This window comes from Streptomyces sp. GQ60, from assembly GCF_059758875.1.
The window spans coordinates 132,380-152,744 of sequence record NZ_JCAXEG010000006.1 but is presented as its reverse complement, the minus strand read 5'-3'; the positions used below and the strand labels follow the sequence as shown (position 1 = coordinate 152,744).

The window sequence follows — 20,365 nt, the reverse complement described above, 5'->3', positions numbered from 1 at the left end:
AGGACGGGCGGGTCACGGAGCCTCGGCCCGGTGCCTGGGCGCAATGGCCTGGCCGCCCGCCGTGATCAGCGCGGCGGCGACTGCCAGCAGCGCGAGAACCTGGGCGGTCGGGGCGAACGCCCCGGTCGGGGGCGCGAGGACCGCCAGCAGGCCGGCGCCGCCCATGGCCGCCCCGGCGACGTACGGCAGCAGGTTCGGCCACCGGAACGCGATCAGTACCAGCGGCAGCGCCAGCAGTGCGAGCGGACCGCCGACGACGCCGAGGACCAGCAGCGGGAAGACCGTGCCCAGCAGCCACCGGGGCGCGTCGGCCGCGTCCCAGTCCTGCGCGCCGGGGATGTCGGGCCGGCTGCTACGACGCCGCAGCCCCGGCACCACGACCATGCCGGCGAGCACCAGCAGGGCGAGGCCGCCGAGGACGAGCCCGAGGTCGTACGTGGTGGCGGGGGCATAGGAGAGAAGTACGGTTCCGCCGGCGCCCGCCGGGACCACGTAGCCCTGCTGCCAGCCGTCGAGCCGGACGGACTGCAGTGGCTTGCCGTTCAGGGTCGCGCGCCAGCCGGAGTTGGCGTTCTCGTGCACCTGGAGGTAGGAGGCGTCGCCCGCGCCGATGCGCACGCTGCGCTCGTCCCCGGACCAGGACGAGACGTCCACCGTCCGCCGCGAGCCGGGATCGGCGGCCGGGCCCGCGGCACGGGCCGAGAGGGTGAGGTCGGTGACGGCCAGTGCGCCGTCGTCGGAGGAGGACACCCGGTGCTCGCCCCGGCCGAGCGTCAGGGTGGGCTCCGTGGCCGGGCACAGGTTCACGGTGACCGGGTGCCGGTTGAGCAGGGACGCGACCGTGCCGGACACGGAGGTTTGGTGGGCGACTCCGTCCACGGTGACGACCGGGCCCTTGCCGCAGGGCAGAGTGAAGCCGGCGCCCTGGGTGTCCGGGGACTCCCGGCGGATCATCAGGTCGGCCAGGGCCGGGACGTGCACCTCGCTCAGGCCCGCGGGCAGCTGGAGGCTCTGCCCGGCGAGCGGGTTGTGGACGAGGACGGGGGCGGTCGCGGTGACCGTGATCGTCAGCTGGTCGGTAGTCAGCGGGGCGAACCGGACCAGGCCGTTGGAGTCCACCCCCGCGCTCACGGCGTCGGTCGGAGTGCTGAGCTGTACTTGGGTCGGCCGTGAGGAGAGACCCCCGGCGGCACCGAGCACCAGCTGGTCGATGCTGCGGCTGCCCTGCCAGGCGAGGCGGACGGTGGGCTTGCCGCCCGCGATCCAGGCGGTGGTGAGGTCGCCGTCGAGCAGATTGCGCGGGCTGCCGGAGGTGGTGGAGTCGGCCTCGGCGCCGACCTTCCCGGTGGCCCGTCCGGGGGCGACCTGGTCCAACAGGGCGTCCAGAGCCGGGCCGGGGAGGGCGACGGCGCTACCGGTGACCGTGAAGACCCCTGCATCGGTGGTGAGTTGACGGTTGAGCCCGGTCTCGACGGTGCCCGACTGGGAGCCGCCGAGGTCGAGGGTGCGGTGCAGCGAGTAGGTGTCGGCCGTAGCGGCCGGGAGGGACAGCACACGGGTGGCCTTGACGCCGGGGATCGAGATCTCCGAGAACCCGGCCCCGCCTACGCCGGAGGTGGCGGTGACGGCGCCCTCGATGGTGATCTTGACCCAAGCGGCGGGCCCCGCCGGGGCGTTGGCGGCCTGCGCGACGGCCTGCGGCTGAAGCACGCTCACCTTCGAGCCACGGTCCGTGGTGATCCGCACCTTGGTGATGGTGGGCCGCAGCGAACCCCCGGCCAGCGGAGTGACCTCGAGGGTGGCGGGGAGTTCCATCGACCCGTTGAAGTCGATCCGCAGCCACTGACCCACCGGGTCCGCGCTGCTGCCCTCCGCCCACGCCGTGCCGGAGTTCCCGTCGAAGGCCCCGACCGGGTCGTACTGCGGCAGGGCGAACAGCCACGATCCGTAGGAGGAGGCGGTGACGGACTTGGCGCCTTCGATCACCGAGGTGGTCTGCTTGGCTGGGGAACCGGCCGGGCCCGAGGGCAGGATCTGCCTCGGTGCGCCACCGGGGTCCTGGCCGGCGTCCGCCGGGTTGGTCTCCCTGGCCGTGTAGGTGTACGAGTTGTTGCCGTCGACCAAGCCGAAGAGCGTGTCGCCCCGGCGCTGCCCGTCGGCGGAGGCCCGCAGCGCGGCGCCGGCGCCGGCCGGCAGGGGGTCACCGGAGAGGATCACCGGACGGTCCGTCACCGTACCGCTCGCGGAGAGCTGGAGCAGCGACTCGGGACCGCCGCTGACCACCGCGGTGTCGGCGACCGGGCGGGTGGTGACCCGGCCGGGTGCGGCGCCACCGTCGGTGGGGGCGAAGATCTCCACCGCGTCGTATTGCCGGTACAGGCCCTGGACCTGGACCGGGGTGTCGGGCGGGAGCTGTCCGGAGGTCACGGGAGAGCCGAAGCCGGTCACCCGCTCGTAGCCGGAGGCCAGCAGGGTGGCGCGCACCGTCTGCGGCGGGATGTAGCCGGCCTGCGCGGGGTCGAGGTCGTTGCGGACCACCAGGTGGTGCACGCCGGACCGCTCCAGGAAGGCGCCGAGCCCCGGCACCCGGGTGCCGGTCGCCAGAGCCTCCTGGATCGCCTCCAGGTAGCGTCGCTCGCCGGCCTGGCCGAAGGGCACGAAGTTGTACTGCGCCCATGGCGAGTCCGCCAGCACGTCGAGCGGCTCGTCGATGGTCGAGCCCCAGGTGTAGAGGCCGTGCGCGTCGGCGGGGACCACCAGGGCCCGGCTGTCGGATGCCTTTGCGCTCAGGTACGCGGCGGTCTGCTTCCACTGCGAGGGCAGCGCCTTGAAGGAGCCCGGCTGGACGATGTTGCCGTTCAGGTAGGGGAGCGCGAGGCCGGGCAGTACGGCGAGGGCGACCAGCGCCGGGACCAGCCGCGGTCGGGCGGCCACCCGGGGCAGTGGCCGGCCGCACAGGTGCGTCAGGCCCAGGGCCAGCGCCAGCGCGAGGCCCGTCTGGAACTTGTAGATGTTGCGCAGCGGCGCCAGCGCACCGTCGAGCAGCTGCTGCACCGAGCTGTGGAAGGGCGCCCCGAGGGAGCCGCCGTACCCCGCGAGGGTGAGCAGCGCGACCGTGCCGACGACCAGCAGCAGCCAGCGCCGCTCGGGCAGGTCGCGGCGGGCGAGCCCGGCCAGGCCGAGCGCCGCTGCGAGCGCGGAGCAGGCGATCACCAGCACGTTCGCCGCGACGTCCCAGCCGGCAGGCAGCCAGGCCGAGCCGAAGTGCAGGTACGCCACCCAGTTCCCGGCCCCGCGCAGCAGCTCGGTTGCGGACATGGTGGCCGTGGTGGTGGACGCCTGCTCGATGTAGCGCAGGAAGTCGGCGCCGTAGGAGTTGAGCAGGACCAGCGGCACGGTCCACCAGGCGGTGGCGAGCAGCACGCCGGGCACCCACCAGGCGATCAGGCGCCACTTGCGGCGGCCGCCGGGCCGGCTGAGCAGGTAGAGCCCGACCGGAAGCAGTGAGGCCGCGACCGAGGTCGCGTTGACGCCGCCCATCAGCGGGATGACCAGTGCGGAGCGGAGTGCGGCGGCGCGCGCCGAGACGAAGCGGGTGAGCGGCAGCAGGACCCAGGGCAGGACCGCGCCGGGCAGCGCGGCGGCGGAGGTGGAGCCCACCACGATGGTGAACACCGGCCACAGGGCGTAGCAGGCCGCGCCGAGCAGCCGGCTCGGCCGCGAGCCGTACCCGAGGCGTTCGGCGAGCCGCAGAGCCCCCCAGAAGGCGGCGGTCACCACCAGCGACAGCCACAGCCGCTCCGCCAGCCAGACCGGCAGCTGGAGCATGTCGGTGATCAGGTAGTACGGCAGCATCGGGAAGGCGTAGCCGACGTACTGGTTGGACAGCCCGCCGAAGCTGCCCTCGCTCTGCCAGAGCGTTCCGAGCGCGCCGAGGAAGCCCACCGGGTCGAGCGCGACGGCGAGTTTGGTGTCGAAGGCGATCCGCCCGGGCGCGGCGGCCAGGAAGGCGGACAGGACCAGCAGCCAGAAGACGGCGAGCCAGCGGCGGCCGGTACGCGGCTCGGGGCGCGGCCTCGAGGGCGGCGCGGCGGGTAGCTGCACAGTGGGGGCGCTCATTCGGAGGTTCTCCGCATCACCAGGAGAAGATTCCAGGACGCGATCTCGCGCAGGCCTGGAATACGGACGAGGGTCTCGGCCAGGAAGGGCCAGTAGCGTGATCGTGCGGAAAGGATCTCGACATCGCCGCGCCCGCGTACGTGACGCAGCACCGGGCCGATGTGCACTCGGTAGAGGTTTTCGCCGAGGGTGTGCTTGGCACTGTGCCCTGTGCGCCGCTGGTAGCGGCGCCGGGCCCGGTCGGCGCCGAGCAGGTGCCAGGGCGAGGTCTCGTGGCCACCCCAGGGTGAGAACCAGTTGGTGTACGAGACGTACACCAGGCCGCCGGGGCGGGTGACCCTCACCATCTCGCTGATGAAGGTCTCCGGGTCCGGCACGTGCTCCAGCACGTTGGAGGAGAAGCAGACGTCGGCGGCGCCGTCGCTGAGCGGTAGCCAGTACCCGTCCGCGACGACCGCGTGGTCGGGTGTGAGTCCGCCGCGCGAGTGCAGCTCGGCAAGGTCCGGTTCGAAGAGGAAGGCGTGCGCGCCGCGGGCCCGGAACGCCTCGGTGAAGTGGCCGGCGGCGCCGCCGACGTCGGCCACCACCGCCCCGGCCAGGGGTGTGTACCGCTCGACCTGGTCGGCGGCGTCCTCGGCCAGCAACGAGTAGAACGTCTCCGGGTCGCTCTGCTCGCTACGGAAGGCGCGGAACAGTGCGAGGGAGCGTCGCAGAGAGGGATCTTTCACGAGCGCTCCGCCGCGGTCGGGGCCGGGGGCCCGGCCACCATGTGTCCGGACCCGGCCCGCGCGGAGGAATGCAGGGCCACGGCCTCGGCGGCAGCGGCCTGGAAGCGGTCGACGCTGTGCTCCCAGGTGAACTGCTCCGCGTGGCGGCGGGCCGCCGAACCCATCGCGGCGCGGCGTTCGGCGGACAGGGCCAGCGCGCACCAGGCCGCAGCGAATCCGCTCTCGGCCCGCGCGAGCAGGCCGGTGCGACCGTGGACGACGGAGTCCCGCAGGCCCGGAATCTCGAAGCCCACCGCGGGCGTGCCGCGGATGGCGGCCTCTGTGACCACCAGGCCCCATCCCTCCAGTGAGGAGGGGTGCAGCAGCAGCCAGCTCCGGCAGAGCAGCCGGTGCTTCTCGGCTTCGTCGACGCGCCCGGCGAAGACCACGTCGGGCCCCGCCTGCGCCTCCAGACGGGCCCGCTCGGGGCCGTCGCCGACGATGACGAGCTTGCCGCCGGTGATCGGACGGACCCGCTCCCACAGGCGCAGCAGCAGGTCTATCCGCTTGTACTCCACCAGTCTGCCCACGGCGGTGAACAGCGGTTCGTCGGATTCGGGGAGCAGCGGCGCGGGGGCCTCGACCCCATTGGGAACGAGATGGATGCGGTCGGCCGGTACGCCGATCCGCGCCATCGCCTCGGCGGTGGACGGGGACACCGCGACCATGAGGCTGCGGCGGTGGGTCCGGGTCAGTGCCCGGTGCTCCAGCATCCGGCCGGCCCGGGCGACCGGTCCGGGCAGGCGCTGGTCCCAGAGATCGGTGTGCACGTGGTTGACGAGGCACATCACCGGTCCCCGGTGCCACAGCGGCGCCAGGTACGGGACGCCGTTGCAGACCTCGACCAGCAGGTCGGTCTCGCCGACGCTGCGGCCGAACGCGCCCGGGGTACGGAGGAAATGGTCGTACGTGCCGCCGGAGGAGACCACGCGGTAGTTGCGGTCGACGGACGGTTCCGGGCCCCCGCAGAGCAGGGTGACCTCGTGCCCGCGATCGGCCAGTCCGGAGGACAGCCGGTCGACGAGCAGTTCCGAACCACCGGCGGCGGGATTGGCCAGGTCGCGCCAAGCGAGGACGGTGATCCGGCGCGGGACCTCTTGCGACGGTCGCACGGCCCTGACGGCCGGAGGCTGGTGTGGGGACATCTGATGTGCCATGGGAGCTCCTGGGAGGTGCGGTGCTCAAGGCAGTGAGGGCAGGGGTGGGCAGGGAGGGGTACGGCTCAGGGGACCGGGGGGTGACCGGTGGGGCAGTCGCACGGGAGGGACCGGGGGATGTGCGGCTGGCGGCGCGCGGATGGCGCGCGCCGCCAGTGTGGGCTGTTGCTACCGCCCGGTACTACTCACCAAAGTGATAAATTCCGGTCGGGTTCAAAGGGAATGCATGTTGCGTCTGTCACTCCGGCGAGCGACGTGTGTCACTGCGAGGCGCGACGGCGCAGCAGCACGCCGGCCGCCAGCAGGCACACGAGGCCCGCGGTGACGGCCGCGACGGGCGCGGTGGTGCCCACCAGTCCGAGCTTGCGGGCGGCGGTCTGAGCGGTCCGCACCTGGCCGTCCCGGCTCTCCGGCGTCATGGTGAGATCCGCCCGCAGAAGCGCCAGCAGGTCGGGGCCGTCCGCCGAGGTCCGCAGGGTCACCAGTGGCTGCGTACGGGCGTCCATCACCGTGCCGGTGACCGGGTCCACGGTCACGCTGAACCCGCCGTTCGCGTAGTACCGGTCAGCGACGACCTGACTGCGGTCGGCCAGTCCGAGCAGTTTGCCGGGGACCTGCTGGGTCCCGACCTTGGTCGCGCCGAGCACGGTGCCGTAGCGGTAGCCGGTCCGGCCGTTCACGGTCGTGGTGCCCTGGAAGTCGAGGGTGACCGTGCCGCCCAGCGTGGAGTCCCAATAGGCGTACGGGCGCTTGGCCAGGCCGAACGGGAACTTCAGGTACGCCTCGCCGGAGAAGACGGGGCTCTCGCCGTGCGAGTGCAGCGGCAGGTTGGTGCTGCGGTCGGTCACCCAGCGTTCCACCGTCCACTGGACGGACTTCCGCGGGTCGTGGAGCCCGAGCGTGGCGGCGGTGTCGATCTGCGTGGAGATGTCCATCACCGCGCGGGTCGGTCCGCTGAGCGCGACGTTGCCCACCACCCGCCGGGTGAGCGTCAGGTCCTGGACCGGGCTCACGGCGACGGCCTTGGTGTCGAAGACGGTGCCGCTGCCGGTGAAGACGGTGGTGGTGTTGGTGTCGATCGGGGTCTTGCGCAGGTTCGGCAGTGCGTACCAGTGCAGGAGCGGCGCCAGTACGAGGAGGAAGGCCGCGACGGCGGTCAGCACCAGGCCGGTGCGGGACAGGCGGCGGGGCTCCGGGGTCGGCTCGGGGAGTTCCCCGGCGGGGTGGTCGAGGATCTGACCTGTGGGCACGGGCATGATTACGCTCCGTAAGGGGATGGGATGGACGCAGACCGTGTGGCGGTGAAAGCGGTGGTGCGACGAAAGGTCCCCAACGGCTGCCGATCGTGAGGCAGGCCCCGTGTACATCCCCTGAGCGCGGAACCGTAGGTCCCCCCTTGACGGATTGTCAACGTCAGGGCAAAACTGTGCGGGCACGGGACCGGGCCGGTGCGAATGGTGTCGCCTGTCGTTTCGCCCCGCTCGCTCGGGGCCTACGGAAGGGACAATCCGCAGCCATGCGTACCCGACGCCCCGTTCTCGCCGTCATGCTCACCGCCGCGACGGGGGCATTCCTCGCCATCGCCGCCGTCCTCGGCCTGGTCGCTCTCACGACCGCCGCTCCCGACCGGCCCGCCGTGCCGCTCGTATCCTTCACCGGCTGATCCCGGCGCATCTTCAGGGAGGCTGCCCGCATGAGCGTACGAACCGAATTTGCTCCGGCTGCCGCCGCACTGCGGTCGGTCTCCCTGTGGAGCACCGTCAGCGCCGCCGATACCGAGCGGTTCATCCGCCTCGCCTCCACGGAGATCCCCACGCTCTCGGTCGAGGTGATGCGGCAGATCCACGCCCAGTTCCCGCAGGTCGTGGAGATCTTCGACGACGACGGCGTCTCGGGGGTCCTCACCCGGATCAGACTGGCCCTCGGCCCCTTCATCGAGAGCGTCCGGGCTGCCGGCGGCCCGAAGATATCGGGGGACGGCGCCGCACGCTTCCGCGAGGTCGCCGCCTCCCTCGACCGGTGCGAGACCCTGCCCGGGCCGGCGCTCGACTTCATGCGCGCGGTCTACCGCTTCGGAGCCCGGGTGTCCTGGCGCCGGCTCACCGAGATCGCGGACGGAGTGGGGATCCCGTCCGCCGCGATGTACGAGCTGGCCGAGGCCGGCTTCGACTACATCGAAGCCCTCGTCGGCGAGGCGGCCCGGGACCAGCTCAGCAACGAGTCCCTGGCCGCCGGCGAACGGCTCCGCCGCCAGTGCCGCCTGATCGGGCTGCTGCTGTCGGACCAGCCGGCCGACCTCGAGGCGACGGCCCAGTACGCCGCCAACATCGGCTGGCGGCTCCCGGAAACGGTCGCGATCGCCGTTCTCAGCCGCAACGAGAACGTGCTCCTGCCGCCGGCCCTCGGCGCCGGCATCCTGCTCGACTGGGAGAGCGAGCAGCCCCGGCTGGTCGTCCCGGTCTCCGCCCAGGCCGGCCGGGCCGACGCGCTGCGCCAGGCGCTCCCGGGGTGGAGCGGCGCGCTGGGGCCGACCGTACCGCTGGCCCAGGCGGCTCGCTCGTTGCACTGGGCGCAGACGGCGGTCGGCCTCATCGCGGCCGGGGCCCTGCCGTCCCGTGGTGTGCTCGACTGCACCGAGCACACCACGGCACTGCTCCTGCTGCCCCCCGCCGAACTGATCGACGACCTGGCCGCCGACTGCCTCGCACCCCTGGCTGCCTGCCGGCCCGGGCAGGCGGACCGGCTCGCGGAAACGCTGCTGGCCTGGCTCCAGACCCGGGGCGGCGCGGCGGAGGTGGCGGCGCGGATCGGCGTCCACCCCCAGACCGTCCGCTACCGGATGCGCCAGCTCAGGGAACTGTGGGGCGACGCGCTGGACGACCACGATCAGCGCTTCGCCCTGGAGCTGGTGCTCCGCGCCCGGAAGCTGAAGTCGCCGCTCTCGCCGGCCGGGCCGTCGCGCGATCTGATGACGGGCCATCAAGCGGGAGCCGCGTAGGCCGACAGGGCTGGTAGCCGCCGCCGGGGGAGCCCGCCATGCCGAGATGCGGGTGGCGCGGCGCTGTCGTACTCCGCAGACACCCCTCGGAAGGAACCCTCTAGGATGTCGGCCGCGTGCTGATGTCACGTGCGGTTGACGCCACGCCGTCGTGGCTCATGTGCGGTCTTGCGTCCGTGATCCGTCCGACTGGATGCGTCCGGACAGCTGTTCCTACGGGGGAGAACTTCGGTGTTCGGAATCATCAGGCCATGCCGTCATCGCCTGGGCGAGGGCTTGCGTACCGAGTGGATGGCGCATCTGTGCGGGCTGTGCCTCGCTTTGCGCAGCGAGTACGGACAGTTCGCGAGGGTGGCCACCAACTACGACGGCCTGATCGTCTCGGTGCTGACCGAAGCGCAGTCGGAGCGTACCGGGGACTGGCGGCGGGGTGCCGGTCCGTGCCCGCTGCGCGGGATGCGGTCGGCGGACGTGGCGCAGGGTGAGGGTGCGCGGCTGGCGGCGACGGTGTCGCTGGTACTGGCCGCGGCGAAGATGCGTGACCACGTGGCCGACGGCGACGGCCTGGTGGGGCGCCGCCCGGTGGCGCTGGCGGCCCGCCGGATCGCCCACGGCTGGAACCGTGCGGGCGCCGCGGGCGGCGAACGGCTCGGTTTCGACACCGCCGTGCTGATGGGGGCGGTCGAGCGCCAGCCGGAGGTCGAGCGGTCGACCGGCCCCGGTGGCTCGCTGCTGACGGTCACGGAGCCCACGGAGACGGCGACCGCAGCCGCCTTCGCGTACACCGCGGTGCTCACGGATCGCCCGGGCAACGCCGAACAGCTCGCGGAAGCAGGCCGTCTGTTCGGTCGGCTGGCGCACCTGCTGGACGCGGTGGAGGACCTGGCCGCAGACGAGGCGTCGGGTGCGTGGAATCCGATCGCCGTGACCGGCGCGGACCTCGCCGAGGTGCGCCGCCTCTGCGACGACGCCGTCCACGGCATCCGACTCGCCCTGTCCGATGCCGTGTTCGTCGACGGACGGCTGGTACGGGCCCTTCTGGGGGTCGAGTTGGAGCGTGCCGTCGACCGCGTCTTCGACCCTGCGCATCGTCACCATCGGCGCCGCCCCCAGGCGCGGGGCCTGCGCGTGCTGCCCTGGCTGGGACGCCGTACGGCGACGGAAGCGCCCTCGGAGACGGGTACCGGCGCGGCGTGCGGTGTCGGGGCGCTTGCGGGCGCGGGCCTCGAGGGCGCGTCGATGGCGTCGGGCCGGCCGCCGGAGGGGCAGTGTCAGCGGTGTCGCGAGTGGCGCCAGTTGTGCGCCGATTGCAGGTCGTGCTCCAGCTGCTGCCGCTGCTCCGTCGATGACGGAGAGCCCTGGCAGTTCGGCGAGGGCAACCGCAACGGCGGTTCGAGCCGGGATGGTTCCGACAGGGGCGGTTCCGGGGGTGACGGCTGGTTCGGCGGCCAAGGCGGAGGCAACGCGGGTGGCCCGTCCGGCGGTTCGGGCGGCGGTCATGGATCCGGTGGCTCCGGCGGTGGCTCGGGTGACGGCCCCTGCGGGGGCGGTGGCTGCTGCAACCCGTGCAAGTGCTGCTGCGACTGCTGCGACTGAAGCACCGGCCGGTGTTCGACCCATCCAACACGCAGAAGCGTCCTCTCGCCCAGATCCGGGGGCCAAGGAGCTACTGTCTGAGTGAGACCCCGTCGAATCCCCCCCTCGACGGGGTCTCACTGCATGCCCGGAACGGTCTTCGAGCACGGTGACGCCCTGCGCGCGGCCCGGTCCTCGCAGGCCCAGCGTCCGGCTCCGTGGTGATTCCGTCGGGGTCATTTGCTGTCGCAGCCGATGCCGTCGCCGTCACGGTCCAGCCGGTGTGGGTCGGCGGGTCCGACCCACACGGCGCCGGAGAGGCATGGCGACCACCAGGGGACAGCGCGGGAGTTCCGTCTCGCAAAGCCGCGAGGGCCGCGCTGGGGCGAACGTTCTGGCTGCTCATGAGTCCTCCTTCAGGAGGTGGGCCTTGCTTCGGCTGCTCCACCGCAGGGCCCCCGATCGCCGCCGAGGCGATGGTGCGAGAGGGAAGCGCCGGCCGCCCTGTTTCTCCCAAGGATGGAGTCGTTCCCCCACTCACGCCCATTCGTGGCTGTAGCGCAGATCGATTGCTGGAGGAACATACGGAAAAGACCTTGGCTGAGGTCCGTGCCGGTCAGTGCCCACAGCGCGAGGTCCCGCAGACTGCCCGTGCCGGAGGACGGGTGGCATGCAGGACCTTCAACGTCGCGGCACGTCGGGGGCGCTGCACGGGAGACGGCCCGCAGTACACGCCGGACGCCGGTGTGTACTGGCGGACGCCGGTCGTACGGATCCACGGGCGCCGTTCAGCCCGTGCCGGGTCGCGTGCCAGCTCCCGGGTCGGCCGCGGGCTCGACGAGCTGCTCGCGCAGGTACCTCCACACGATCGCGATCAGCGCCGCGGCCGGAACCGCCAGCAGGCTGCCGACGACTCCGGCCAGGCTGCCCCCCAGCGTCACCGCCAACAGGACCACCGCCGCGTGGAGCCCGAGACCGCGACTCTGGATCATCGGTTGGAAGACGTTGCCCTCCAGCTGCTGCACCACGATGATGATCACCAGCACGATCAGCGCGTCCGTCACACCGTTCGAGACCAGCGCGATGAGCACCGCGACCAGGCCGGCGAACAAGGCACCCACGATGGGCACGAACGCGGACACGAAGGTCAGTACCGCCAGTGGCAGCACCAGGGGAACACCGACGATCCACAGCCCCAGCCCGATGAAGACGGCGTCGAGCAGACCGACGAACGCCTGCGAGCGCACGAACGAACCGAGGGTTTCCCAGCCGCGCTCGGCGACCACGGGGACGTCGGTGGCGAGTCGGCCGGGGAGTTGCCGGGTGAGCCAAGGCAGGAACCGCGGGCCGTCCTTGAGGAAGAAGAACATCAGGAAGAGCGCCAGGACGGCCGTGACCAGACCGCTGAAGATGGTGCTCACGCCGGTGACGACCGTCGAGACGGTGGTGCCGACGCTGTTCTGGACCCGGTCGACCGCCGTGTTGAACGCCGCCGTGATCTGGGCGTCGCCAATGTTCAGCGGCGGCCCGGCAGCCCACCCGCGCAGCTGTTGGATCCCTTTGACCACGCCGTCGCCCAGCTCGCCGGCCTGCGACGCCACCGGCACGGCGATCAGCGCCACGACACCTGAGGCGACCACGAGGAAGAGTACGGTCACCGAGGACGCGGCCACGGCGGGAGGCCACCCGCGCCGGCGCAGGAACGCGACCAGGGGCCACGTCAGCGTGGTGAGCAACAGGGCGACGACCAGCGGCCAGACCACCGACCACATCCGGCCCAGGAGCCACAACGTCACGGTCGTCATGACGAGGACCAGGAGCAACTCGGCGGAGACCCGCGCGGACGTCCGTAGCGCGGACGCGGTCTTTCTCGAACTCAGCGTGTCAGACATGGGCCCACCCTATGGAACGCTCGGACGCCGACGGCCGCGGCCCCGATGGGTACGGCTCACGAAGGTGAGACCCGTCCGGGCCCGGCAACTCCCGCGCGGGCCCCCCGGCTTCGCTGGTCTCCACGAGCGACCGGCCCCGGGGTCCGGGCAGTTCCGGACCGCGCACGCACGGCGCCCGCGGCCCCCGTCGGGCCGGGCATGGAGCGGGGAATGCAGGGTATTCGCGGGGCATGACGGCTGGTGGAGCGGTACACGAGGGTGTGGAGACCGCCTCGAGCGGCGGCAAGGCGCGCGGGGTACTGGCCCGGTGCGGCCTGGTGACGCGGGGGCTGCTCTACGTGCTCGTCGGAGTACTCGCGGTGCGCGTCGCCTTCGGCGTGAGTGGCGGCGGGAAAGCGGACCGGACGGGCGCGCTACAGGAGCTCGCGGAGAAGCCCTTCGGTGGTGCCCTCGTATGGGCCGTCGGCATCGGCCTGGTCTGCATGACGCTGTGGCGGCTGTCGGAGGCGGCTCTGGGTGCGGCCGGCCCCGACGGGAACAAGCCCGGCAAGAGGCTGGCCGCGATGGCCAGGGCCGTGTTCTACGGAATCGTCGCGTTCTCCGTGCTTTCCTTCGCCGCGGGCACCGGTGGGGGCGGCCAGTCCGGCGACGAGCAGTCGCGTGATGTGACGGCCCGGGTGCTCGATGTGCCCGGTGGTCCGTGGTGGGTGGGGGCCGTGGGCGTGGGGATCGCCATCGGCGGTGTCGCGATCGCCGTACAGGCGGCCCGGCGGACCTTCCGCAAGCACCTCGCGATGGGCCGACAGCCCGAGGGGGTCCGCACGGCGGTCGAGATCCTCGGGGTGGTGGGCGGTGTGGCGCGCGGTGCTGTCTTCGCCGCGGCCGGCGCCTTCGCCGTGTACGCCGCCCTGAGCTACGACCCGGCGAAGATGAAGGGCGTCGACGGAACGCTCCGCGCGTTCACCCAGACCCCTGCGGGCCCGTGGCTGCTCATGGTGGTCGCCGCCGGGCTCGTGCTGTTCGGGTTGTTCTCCTGGGCCATGGCCTGTTGGCGCCGGGTCTGAGCACGTCGGCGGGCCGGCGTAGGCGGCGTGGACCGTGCTGCCCGGACACAGCACCCGTGCCCGGGGCTCGATCCTGCCGGGCGACACGGGCGGCTTCGACCCGATGTGCGCGCTTCGCCCTTGTCGAACCTGTGCCATGGCAAAGACTTGCCCCCGTCGGGCATTCACGTCGCCGCCATCGGGCCGATAGACCCATGGCATGTTCTTCCCCTCGCTCTCTTCAGCCCTCCGCCGCAGGCGCTGGCAGCTGGTCTCGGCCGCCACCGCGGTACCGCTGCTGGCATCCGGACTCGCCGCTGCGCAATCACCCGCACAAGCCGCTCCGAACAAGCCCCCCGTTCCCGCCCGGTCCTCGGCGACCCACAAGGTCACCCTGGTCACCGGCGACGTCGTCACCGTCACCACGATGGCCGACGGCAAGCAGACCGCCGACATCGACCGGCCGGACAGTGCCGTCGGCGGCGTGAAGATCCAGGAGATCGCGGGCGACCTGTTCGTCATCCCGGACGAGGCGGCGCCGCTCCTGGGCACGGACAAGCTGGACCGGCGGCTGTTCAACGTCACCGACCTGATCGACATGGGCTACGACGACGCGAAGTCGGCCGCGGTGCCGCTGATCGCGACGTACACCGCGCCGAAGCCCCGCTCGGCCGCACCGCCGACGGCCCCCCGGGGCAGCACGTTGGGCCGCGAGCTCAAGGACATACGCGGTGCCGCCCTCAGCACCGAGAAGCGGCAGGCCCGCACCTTCTGGACCGACATCGCGCCGCGCGGCGGCACGACGCTGGGCGCGGGTGTGGCGAAGCTGTGGCTCGACGGACGGGTCAAGGCCAGCCTGAAGGAGAGCGTGCCGCTCATCGGCGGGCCCGGGGCATGGGCGGACGGGTACACCGGCAAGGGAACCAAGGTCGCGGTGCTCGACACCGGCATCGACGTCAACCACCCCGACTTCGCGGACCTGATCGACGGCACGACCAGCTTCGTGCCGGGTGAGGGCGTGAACGACGTCAACGGGCACGGCACGCACGTGGCCGGCACGATCGTCGGTTCGGGCGCAGCCTCCGGGGGCGCCGACAAGGGCGTCGCCCCCGACGCCGACCTGTTCGTCGGCAAGGTGCTCGGCGGCCCGGAGGGGGCCGGCCAGGACTCCTGGGTCATGGCCGGCATGCAGTGGGCCGCCGAATCCGGTGCGGACGTCGTCAACATGAGCCTCGGCAACTCCTACCCGACCGACGGCAGCGACCCGATGTCGCAGATGGTCGACGCGCTGTCCGCGCAGCACGGCACGCTGTTCGTCATCGCAGCCGGCAACTCGGGCCCGGAGAGCATCTCCGCCCCGGGCGCGGCCGCCTCCGCGCTGACCGTGGCCGCCACGGACAAGCAGGACCGGCTCGCGTCGTTCTCCAGCACCGGCCCGCTCGCCCACTCCGGCGGCATGAAGCCGGACATCGCCGCGCCCGGCGTGGACATCACCGCGGCCCGCTCGCAGGAGATGACCGACGGCGGCCAGGGCCTCTACCGGACCATCAGCGGCACCTCGATGGCCACCCCGCACGTCGCCGGCGCGGCGGCGATCCTGGCACAGCAGCACCCGGACTGGACCGGCGCGCAGCTCAAGGAACACCTGATGAGCACCGCGAAGGGCCTGGACGGCGGGTACTCGCCGTACGAGGTCGGCGCCGGCCGTCTCGACGTGGCCGCCGCCGTGCGCACTACGGTCCGCGGCACCGGATCGCTCTTCTTCGGCGACCACACGTGGCCGCACGAGCCGAGCGACGGCGCCGTCACCAAGAACCTGACCTACACCAACTCCGGTGCCGCCGACATCACCCTGAACCTGACCCTCACCAACGACGGCGGCCCGTTCACACTGGGTGCCCCCACCGTGACCGTCCCGGCGGGCGGCGCCGCCACCGTCCCGGTGACCGGTGACCCGCGCAACGCCCCGGCCGGCCGGCACGTCGGCTACGTCGTCGCCGCCGACGCCGCCACGGGGAAGGCGGTGGCCCGCACCTCCGTGGCGTTCGTCAAGGAAGAAGAGCGCTACGACCTGAACATCAAGCTGGTCGGCCGGGACGGCAAGCCCGCCGCCGGCATGGTCGGGATCAACCTGGCCGGCGACAACTGGCCGTGGTCGGTCCACGTCGACGGCTCGACCACCCTGCGCATGGCGCCGGGCCAGTACACCGTCGCGGCGTACCTCGACGTGGCCGGTGAGCAGGGGGACCGCTCCGGTCTGGCCGTGCTGGTCGACCCGGAGACCATCCTGAAGGACGGCTCCGCCGACGTGGTGCTCGACGCGAGCATGGCCCGCCTGCTGCGGACGGAAGCGCCACAGCGCACCGAGGACCGCCAGCGCAAGGTCGACTTCAACGTTCACTACAAGGGCTTCGACGCCTTCATGGACTACCGCAGCGCGTACGTGCTGCCGCCGTCGTACGACGACGTGTACGTCGCGCCGACCGAGGCGATGAAGCAGGGTGACTTCATGCTGGTCACCCGCTGGCGCAAGGGCGAGCCGCTGCTCGCTCTGAGCACGCCGGGCGACCGGATCCGCTTCGAGACCACGGTGCAGGCGGGCAGCGCCCTGGGCACCGCCACGGACACGCTGAACGCCGTCTACGCGGGCAGCGGCACGGTCGCCGAGTACGGAAAGGCCAAGGCCAAGGGCAAGGTCGTCGTCGTCGAGCGCAGTGACGCGCTCTCGCCGCAGGAGCGCGCCGAGGCCGCGGCCGCGGCCGGCGCGAAGGCGCTGATCGTGGTCAACGACGGGGTCGGCGCGCTGCTGGAGTACGTCGGGGAGTCGGCCGTCCCGGTCGCCTCCGTACACCGTGACGCGGGCAGGACCCTCATCGCGATGGCCCGGGCCGGCAACCTCGTGCTGACCGCACGGCAGACCGAGTACACGCCCTTCGTCTACGACCTGACCCGGGACTACCCCGGCCGGGTGCCGGACCGGGCCCTGGTCTACAAGCCGGCCAAGGCCGACCTCGCCCGGATCGACGCGCGCTACTACGGGGCCGCGGGCGACCGGCTGGCGGAGGGCTACCGCTCCGACTTCACCCTCGACCCGTCGTTCAACTTCCCCGACACCGAGTGGCACCCGGGCACCCGCACCGAGTGGGTGACCCCGGGCCAGGTCTGGCGCGAGTTCCACGCGCAGGGCGTCGACGGCGCGCTGCCGTGGACGATGGTGTCCGGCGACAACACGTACGCCAAGGGCAGCGCCACCCGGCTGGACTGGTTCGCTCCGGCGACCCGGCCCGCCCAGAGCGAGTCCTTCGGCGTGTACAACTCCCGCTGGGGAAACTACATGACCTGGAACGTGCAGGCGTGGGCCTCCGCCAGCGACACCATGCGGCTGGGCGGCTACCTGCCGTGGGGTGAGACACCGTCCCACCTGCAGGTGTTCCAGGGCGACACGCTGATCCACGACAACCCGCTCAGCGGAGACATGCAGTGGGTGGAGGTACCGGCGGGCAACCTGCCCTACCGCACCGTCCTCGACGTGGAGCGGCCCGGTGACGTCTTCCGGCTGTCGACGCGCACCCACACCGAGTGGACGTTCATGTCGGACACCGTCGAGTCGGACCGCTTCGAGCCGTTCTCGGCGCTGAACCTGGACTACAAGCTGGAGACGGACCTGCACGGCGACGTCAAGGCCAATGCGACCCAGCAGATCGCGCTCAAGCCGGTGTCCCTGAACCTCTCGGCGGTCCCCGGCACCATCACCACGGTGAAACTGGACGTCTCCTACGACGACGGCGCCACGTGGCGGAAGGTGAGCCTGGCCAAGGACGCCGACGGCTACTGGAAGGGTTCGTTCAGGACGGCCGAGAAGCCCGGCGGCTTCGTCTCGGTCCGTGCGAGCGCCGGGACGGACGCCGGGTTCGGCGTCAAGAACGAGATCATCCGGGCGTACGGCCTGCGATGAACCTTAACGTCGGGCCCCGGGGAGGCGACTCCCCGGGGCCCTTCCCCTCGCACCTGCTCCCACCAGGGACTATTCAGGGTCTGCCGCCATGGCGCATACTCTCCCCGCTGCGACAAGCGGAAGAGAGTCGGTCGCCGATGCTGGATGTTCTGGGCCTGGAACCCGACGACGAGCGCGTCTACCGGGCGCTGCTCGGACTGCCCAACTCCACCGCGGTGCCCCTGTCGGACCTGCTCGCCCTCCCGCGAGCCCGCGTCGACCAGGCATTGGCCCGTCTGGGCGGGTGGGGACTGGTGACCCGGTCGTCGGACGAGCGGTTCACCGCCGCGCCGCCGGCCATGGCACTCGGCGCGCTCATCACCCAGCGCCGGGACGGGCTGCGCACGGCCGAGCGGGCACTGGTGACGTTCGCCGAGGAGCACCGGGCGGCGATGACCGGGAGCAGCATCAGCGATCTGATCGAGGTGGTCACGGGTGTCGACGCCATACGCCACCGCTTCCTCCAGGTGCAGCAGGCAGCCCGCACGCAGGTCCGCAGCTTCATCACCGCGCCGTTCGTCGCCCTGCCGCCCGACCAGAACACCGCCGAACCCATGGCCATCGGCCGCGGCGTGCACTTCCGGGCGGTACTGGACCGGGCCGTGCTGGCAGAGCCCGGCATCATCGACGATGCGATCGCCTCACTGAGCAACGGTGTGGAACTGCGCGTCGCGGACCAGCTGCCGATGAAACTCGTGCTGGCCGACGCCGAGCTCGGCCTCGTCCCGCTCGCCGTCACGCCGGCCGGAGAACCCGGCGCCGCGCTGCTGCACCGCAGCGGCCTGCTGGACGCGATGGACGCGCTGTTCGAGACGGTGTGGCGCACCGCCCACCCCCTCGAACTGTCCGGAACCGGCGGAGAGGCCGAATCCGCCGTCGAGCTCCGGGCGGAAGGCCCGACCGACCTGGACCGCAAGATCCTCGCGCTCCTGCTGGCCGGCCTGACCGACCCGATCGCCGCGACGCAGCTCGGCCTGTCGCCGCGCACGCTGCACCGACGCCTGCGCCACCTCATGGACCTGGCCGGAGTCCGGACCCGGATGCAGCTGGGCGGTCACGCCGTCCGGCACGGCTGGGTGAAAGCGCACTGAACGCGTGCCGTTCTCGGACGCGGCACCCGGACCGGCCGGGCGTCGTCAGTACCCGCTGCTCGAGCCGTCGATGAGGCCGACAAGCTCCCCCATGCTCCGGGGTGTGTTAAACATGAACTAATCAAAGGGGCATTTTGCAGCAGCTCAAGCTCGGAATCATGTCGAAGTCCCGTAAAGAGAACGAGCACCGTCTGCCGATCCACCCAGCGCACTTCGAAAACATCGATGCCGACCTGCGGTCAAGTATCTATCTGCAGACCGGTTATGGAGATCAATTCGGCGTTTCAGACCGGCAGCTCGCACCGTGGGTCGCCGGTTTCCGCTCACGCGAAGAGCTGATCGCGGAGTGCGACGTCATCCTCCTGGCCAAACCACTGCACGAAGATCTGGCCGACCTGCGGGACGGGCAGGTGTTGTGGGGGTGGCCGCACTGCGTACAGGACGAGAAGGTCACGCAGGCCGCCATCGACCGCAGGCTCACGGTGATCGCTTTCGAGGCGATGAACCACTGGACCCGGGACGGCGGATTTAGTCTGCACGTTTTCCACAAGAACAACGAGCTGGCCGGCTACTCGTCGGTGCTGCACGCCATGCAGCTGACCGGGGCGACCGGAGACTACGGACGTCGGCGGCGTGCGGTGGTCATCGGCTTCGGCGCCACCGCCCGCGGTGCGGTTACCGCGCTCAGCGCGCTGGGCGTTCACGACGTCGACGTGCTGACTGCTCGCGGCATCGCCGCCGTCAGCTCACCGATCCACTCCGCGCGGATCGTGCACTTCGATCACGACGTGGCTGATGACACCCTCGACCCGCGGCGCAGCGTCGTGGTCACTGAGAACGGGCCGGAACCGCTGGCCGACTTCCTCGCGGGGCACGACATCATCGTCAACTGCGTGCTCCAGGACACTGCGGCGCCGCTGATGTTCCTGATAGAGGAGGACCTGCCGAAGCTCGCGCCCGGCACCCTCGTCATCGACGTCTCCTGCGACGAGGGCATGGGTTTCGCGTGGGCTCGGCCCACCACCTTCGACGCTCCGATGTTCACCGTCGGCGACCACGTCCTCTACTACGCCGTGGACCACAGCCCCTCCTACTTGTGGGATGCGGCTACCTGGGAGAACAGCGAGGCGCTGATCCCCTTCCTGCGGTCGGTCCTCGAAGGTCCGGCCGGCTGGGACGGCAACGACACGATCCGCCGAGCGATCGAGATCCGCGGCGGCAGCATCCAGAATCCCGCGGTCGTGGCCTTCCAGCACCGCGCCGAACAGTTCCCGCACGCGCTGCTCTGAACCGGCCCGGCGGCCGGCCGTTGGTCGTGCACCCGTCACCGGACTCCTTGCCTGACGTCATCTGTTCGGGCGTGGAGAGGTGCCGGGTGGGACGGTGGGGAGGAGGCTGGATGCATGTCCGCGAAGCTGGTCGTCTATCCACCCGATGAGCGGGGCTGGCGCCGGGTGCGCTACGACGGTGTAGCCATCGGTGTCGCCCGCCGCCCGGCCGACATCCGGGTCTTCCTGGCCGCTGCCGGGCTGGACGACGCCGAGGACGTGGACCTGACCGATCCCGGCTTCGTGGAGTGGCGGGGCGCCGGCCCCGAGGCGTGGGAACCCTCTCCCTGAACGGTCTCGCCCGCTTCCGGCGAGGCGGGCTTGCGGGCGCTGGGCGAGCAGGGGGAGGATCGGAGCGGGCCATCCCGTGCTCGGATCAGGGCAGGCGTGTATCACGCTCG

At 71.8% G+C, this 20,365-nt stretch carries 13 protein-coding genes; 8 read left to right on the top strand and 5 right to left on the bottom strand.

The genetic code is table 11. From position 1 onward, the window contains the following. Positions 1-12: 12 nt before the first annotated feature. The 4 genes from AC6CKD_RS17115 to pgfA all read right to left on the bottom strand — a co-directional run bounded on the left by AC6CKD_RS17115 (position 13) and on the right by pgfA (position 7,299). Complete coding sequence (locus AC6CKD_RS17115) at positions 13-4,119, bottom strand: alpha-(1->3)-arabinofuranosyltransferase domain-containing protein (protein WP_498328292.1); 4,107 nt, start codon at positions 4,117-4,119, stop codon at positions 13-15. Beyond that, a complete protein-coding gene (locus AC6CKD_RS17110) occupies positions 4,116-4,847 on the bottom strand; it encodes a class I SAM-dependent methyltransferase (RefSeq protein ID WP_498328291.1) in 732 nt (243 codons plus the stop codon). Before AC6CKD_RS17110 ends, AC6CKD_RS17115 begins: the two co-directional genes overlap by 4 nt. Then, positions 4,844-6,031: a glycosyltransferase family 4 protein gene (locus tag AC6CKD_RS17105; protein ID WP_498328603.1), complete on the bottom strand. Its 1,188-nt coding sequence runs from the start codon at positions 6,029-6,031 to the stop codon at positions 4,844-4,846. Before AC6CKD_RS17105 ends, AC6CKD_RS17110 begins: the two co-directional genes overlap by 4 nt. Positions 6,032-6,303: 272 nt before the next feature. Next, positions 6,304-7,299, bottom strand: a complete 996-nt coding sequence (gene pgfA / locus AC6CKD_RS17100) for a cell envelope lipid trafficking protein PgfA (RefSeq protein WP_498328289.1) — start codon at positions 7,297-7,299, stop codon at positions 6,304-6,306. Between the two features lie 260 nt (positions 7,300-7,559). Here pgfA and AC6CKD_RS17095 point away from each other — a divergent pair, with 260 nt between their 5' ends. The 3 genes from AC6CKD_RS17095 to AC6CKD_RS17085 all read left to right on the top strand — a co-directional run bounded on the left by AC6CKD_RS17095 (position 7,560) and on the right by AC6CKD_RS17085 (position 10,637). Then, positions 7,560-7,706, top strand: a complete 147-nt coding sequence (locus AC6CKD_RS17095) for a hypothetical protein (protein WP_498328287.1) — start codon at positions 7,560-7,562, stop codon at positions 7,704-7,706. Positions 7,707-7,736: 30 nt separating this feature from the next. Then, the gene (locus tag AC6CKD_RS17090; RefSeq protein WP_498328286.1) at positions 7,737-9,041 is read left to right on the top strand and encodes a PucR-like N-terminal domain-containing protein; all 1,305 of its coding nucleotides are present in this window, start codon (positions 7,737-7,739) and stop codon (positions 9,039-9,041) included. Between the two features lie 231 nt (positions 9,042-9,272). Continuing rightward, positions 9,273-10,637 (top strand): DUF5685 family protein, encoded by a 1,365-nt coding sequence (locus AC6CKD_RS17085; protein ID WP_498328285.1) that lies wholly within the window; start codon positions 9,273-9,275, stop codon positions 10,635-10,637. Positions 10,638-11,404: 767 nt separating this feature from the next. Here AC6CKD_RS17085 and AC6CKD_RS17080 read toward each other — a convergent pair. Further along, positions 11,405-12,508 carry an AI-2E family transporter gene (locus tag AC6CKD_RS17080; protein ID WP_498328283.1) on the bottom strand — a complete coding sequence of 368 codons (1,104 nt, stop codon included), beginning with the start codon at positions 12,506-12,508 and terminating at the stop codon, positions 11,405-11,407. Between the two features lie 230 nt (positions 12,509-12,738). On the opposite strand from AC6CKD_RS17080, the gene AC6CKD_RS17075 reads away from it, so the two are divergent. The 5 genes from AC6CKD_RS17075 (at position 12,739) to AC6CKD_RS17055 (ending at position 20,255) form a co-directional block, all read left to right on the top strand. Next, positions 12,739-13,572 carry a DUF1206 domain-containing protein gene (locus AC6CKD_RS17075; RefSeq protein WP_498328281.1) on the top strand — a complete coding sequence of 278 codons (834 nt, stop codon included), beginning with the start codon at positions 12,739-12,741 and terminating at the stop codon, positions 13,570-13,572. 199 nt (positions 13,573-13,771) lie between these two features. Then, positions 13,772-17,506: a S8 family serine peptidase gene (locus tag AC6CKD_RS17070; protein ID WP_498328279.1), complete on the top strand. Its 3,735-nt coding sequence runs from the start codon at positions 13,772-13,774 to the stop codon at positions 17,504-17,506. 137 nt (positions 17,507-17,643) lie between these two features. Beyond that, entirely contained in the window at positions 17,644-18,636 is a 993-nt protein-coding gene (locus tag AC6CKD_RS17065; RefSeq protein WP_498328277.1) for a helix-turn-helix domain-containing protein, read from the top strand. Between the two features lie 134 nt (positions 18,637-18,770). Then, a complete protein-coding gene (locus AC6CKD_RS17060) occupies positions 18,771-19,925 on the top strand; it encodes a N(5)-(carboxyethyl)ornithine synthase (RefSeq protein WP_498328275.1) in 1,155 nt (384 codons plus the stop codon). A 114-nt stretch (positions 19,926-20,039) separates the two neighbouring features. Next, positions 20,040-20,255 carry a hypothetical protein gene (locus tag AC6CKD_RS17055; protein ID WP_498328274.1) on the top strand — a complete coding sequence of 72 codons (216 nt, stop codon included), beginning with the start codon at positions 20,040-20,042 and terminating at the stop codon, positions 20,253-20,255. The last annotated feature ends 110 nt before the right edge of the window (positions 20,256-20,365 follow it).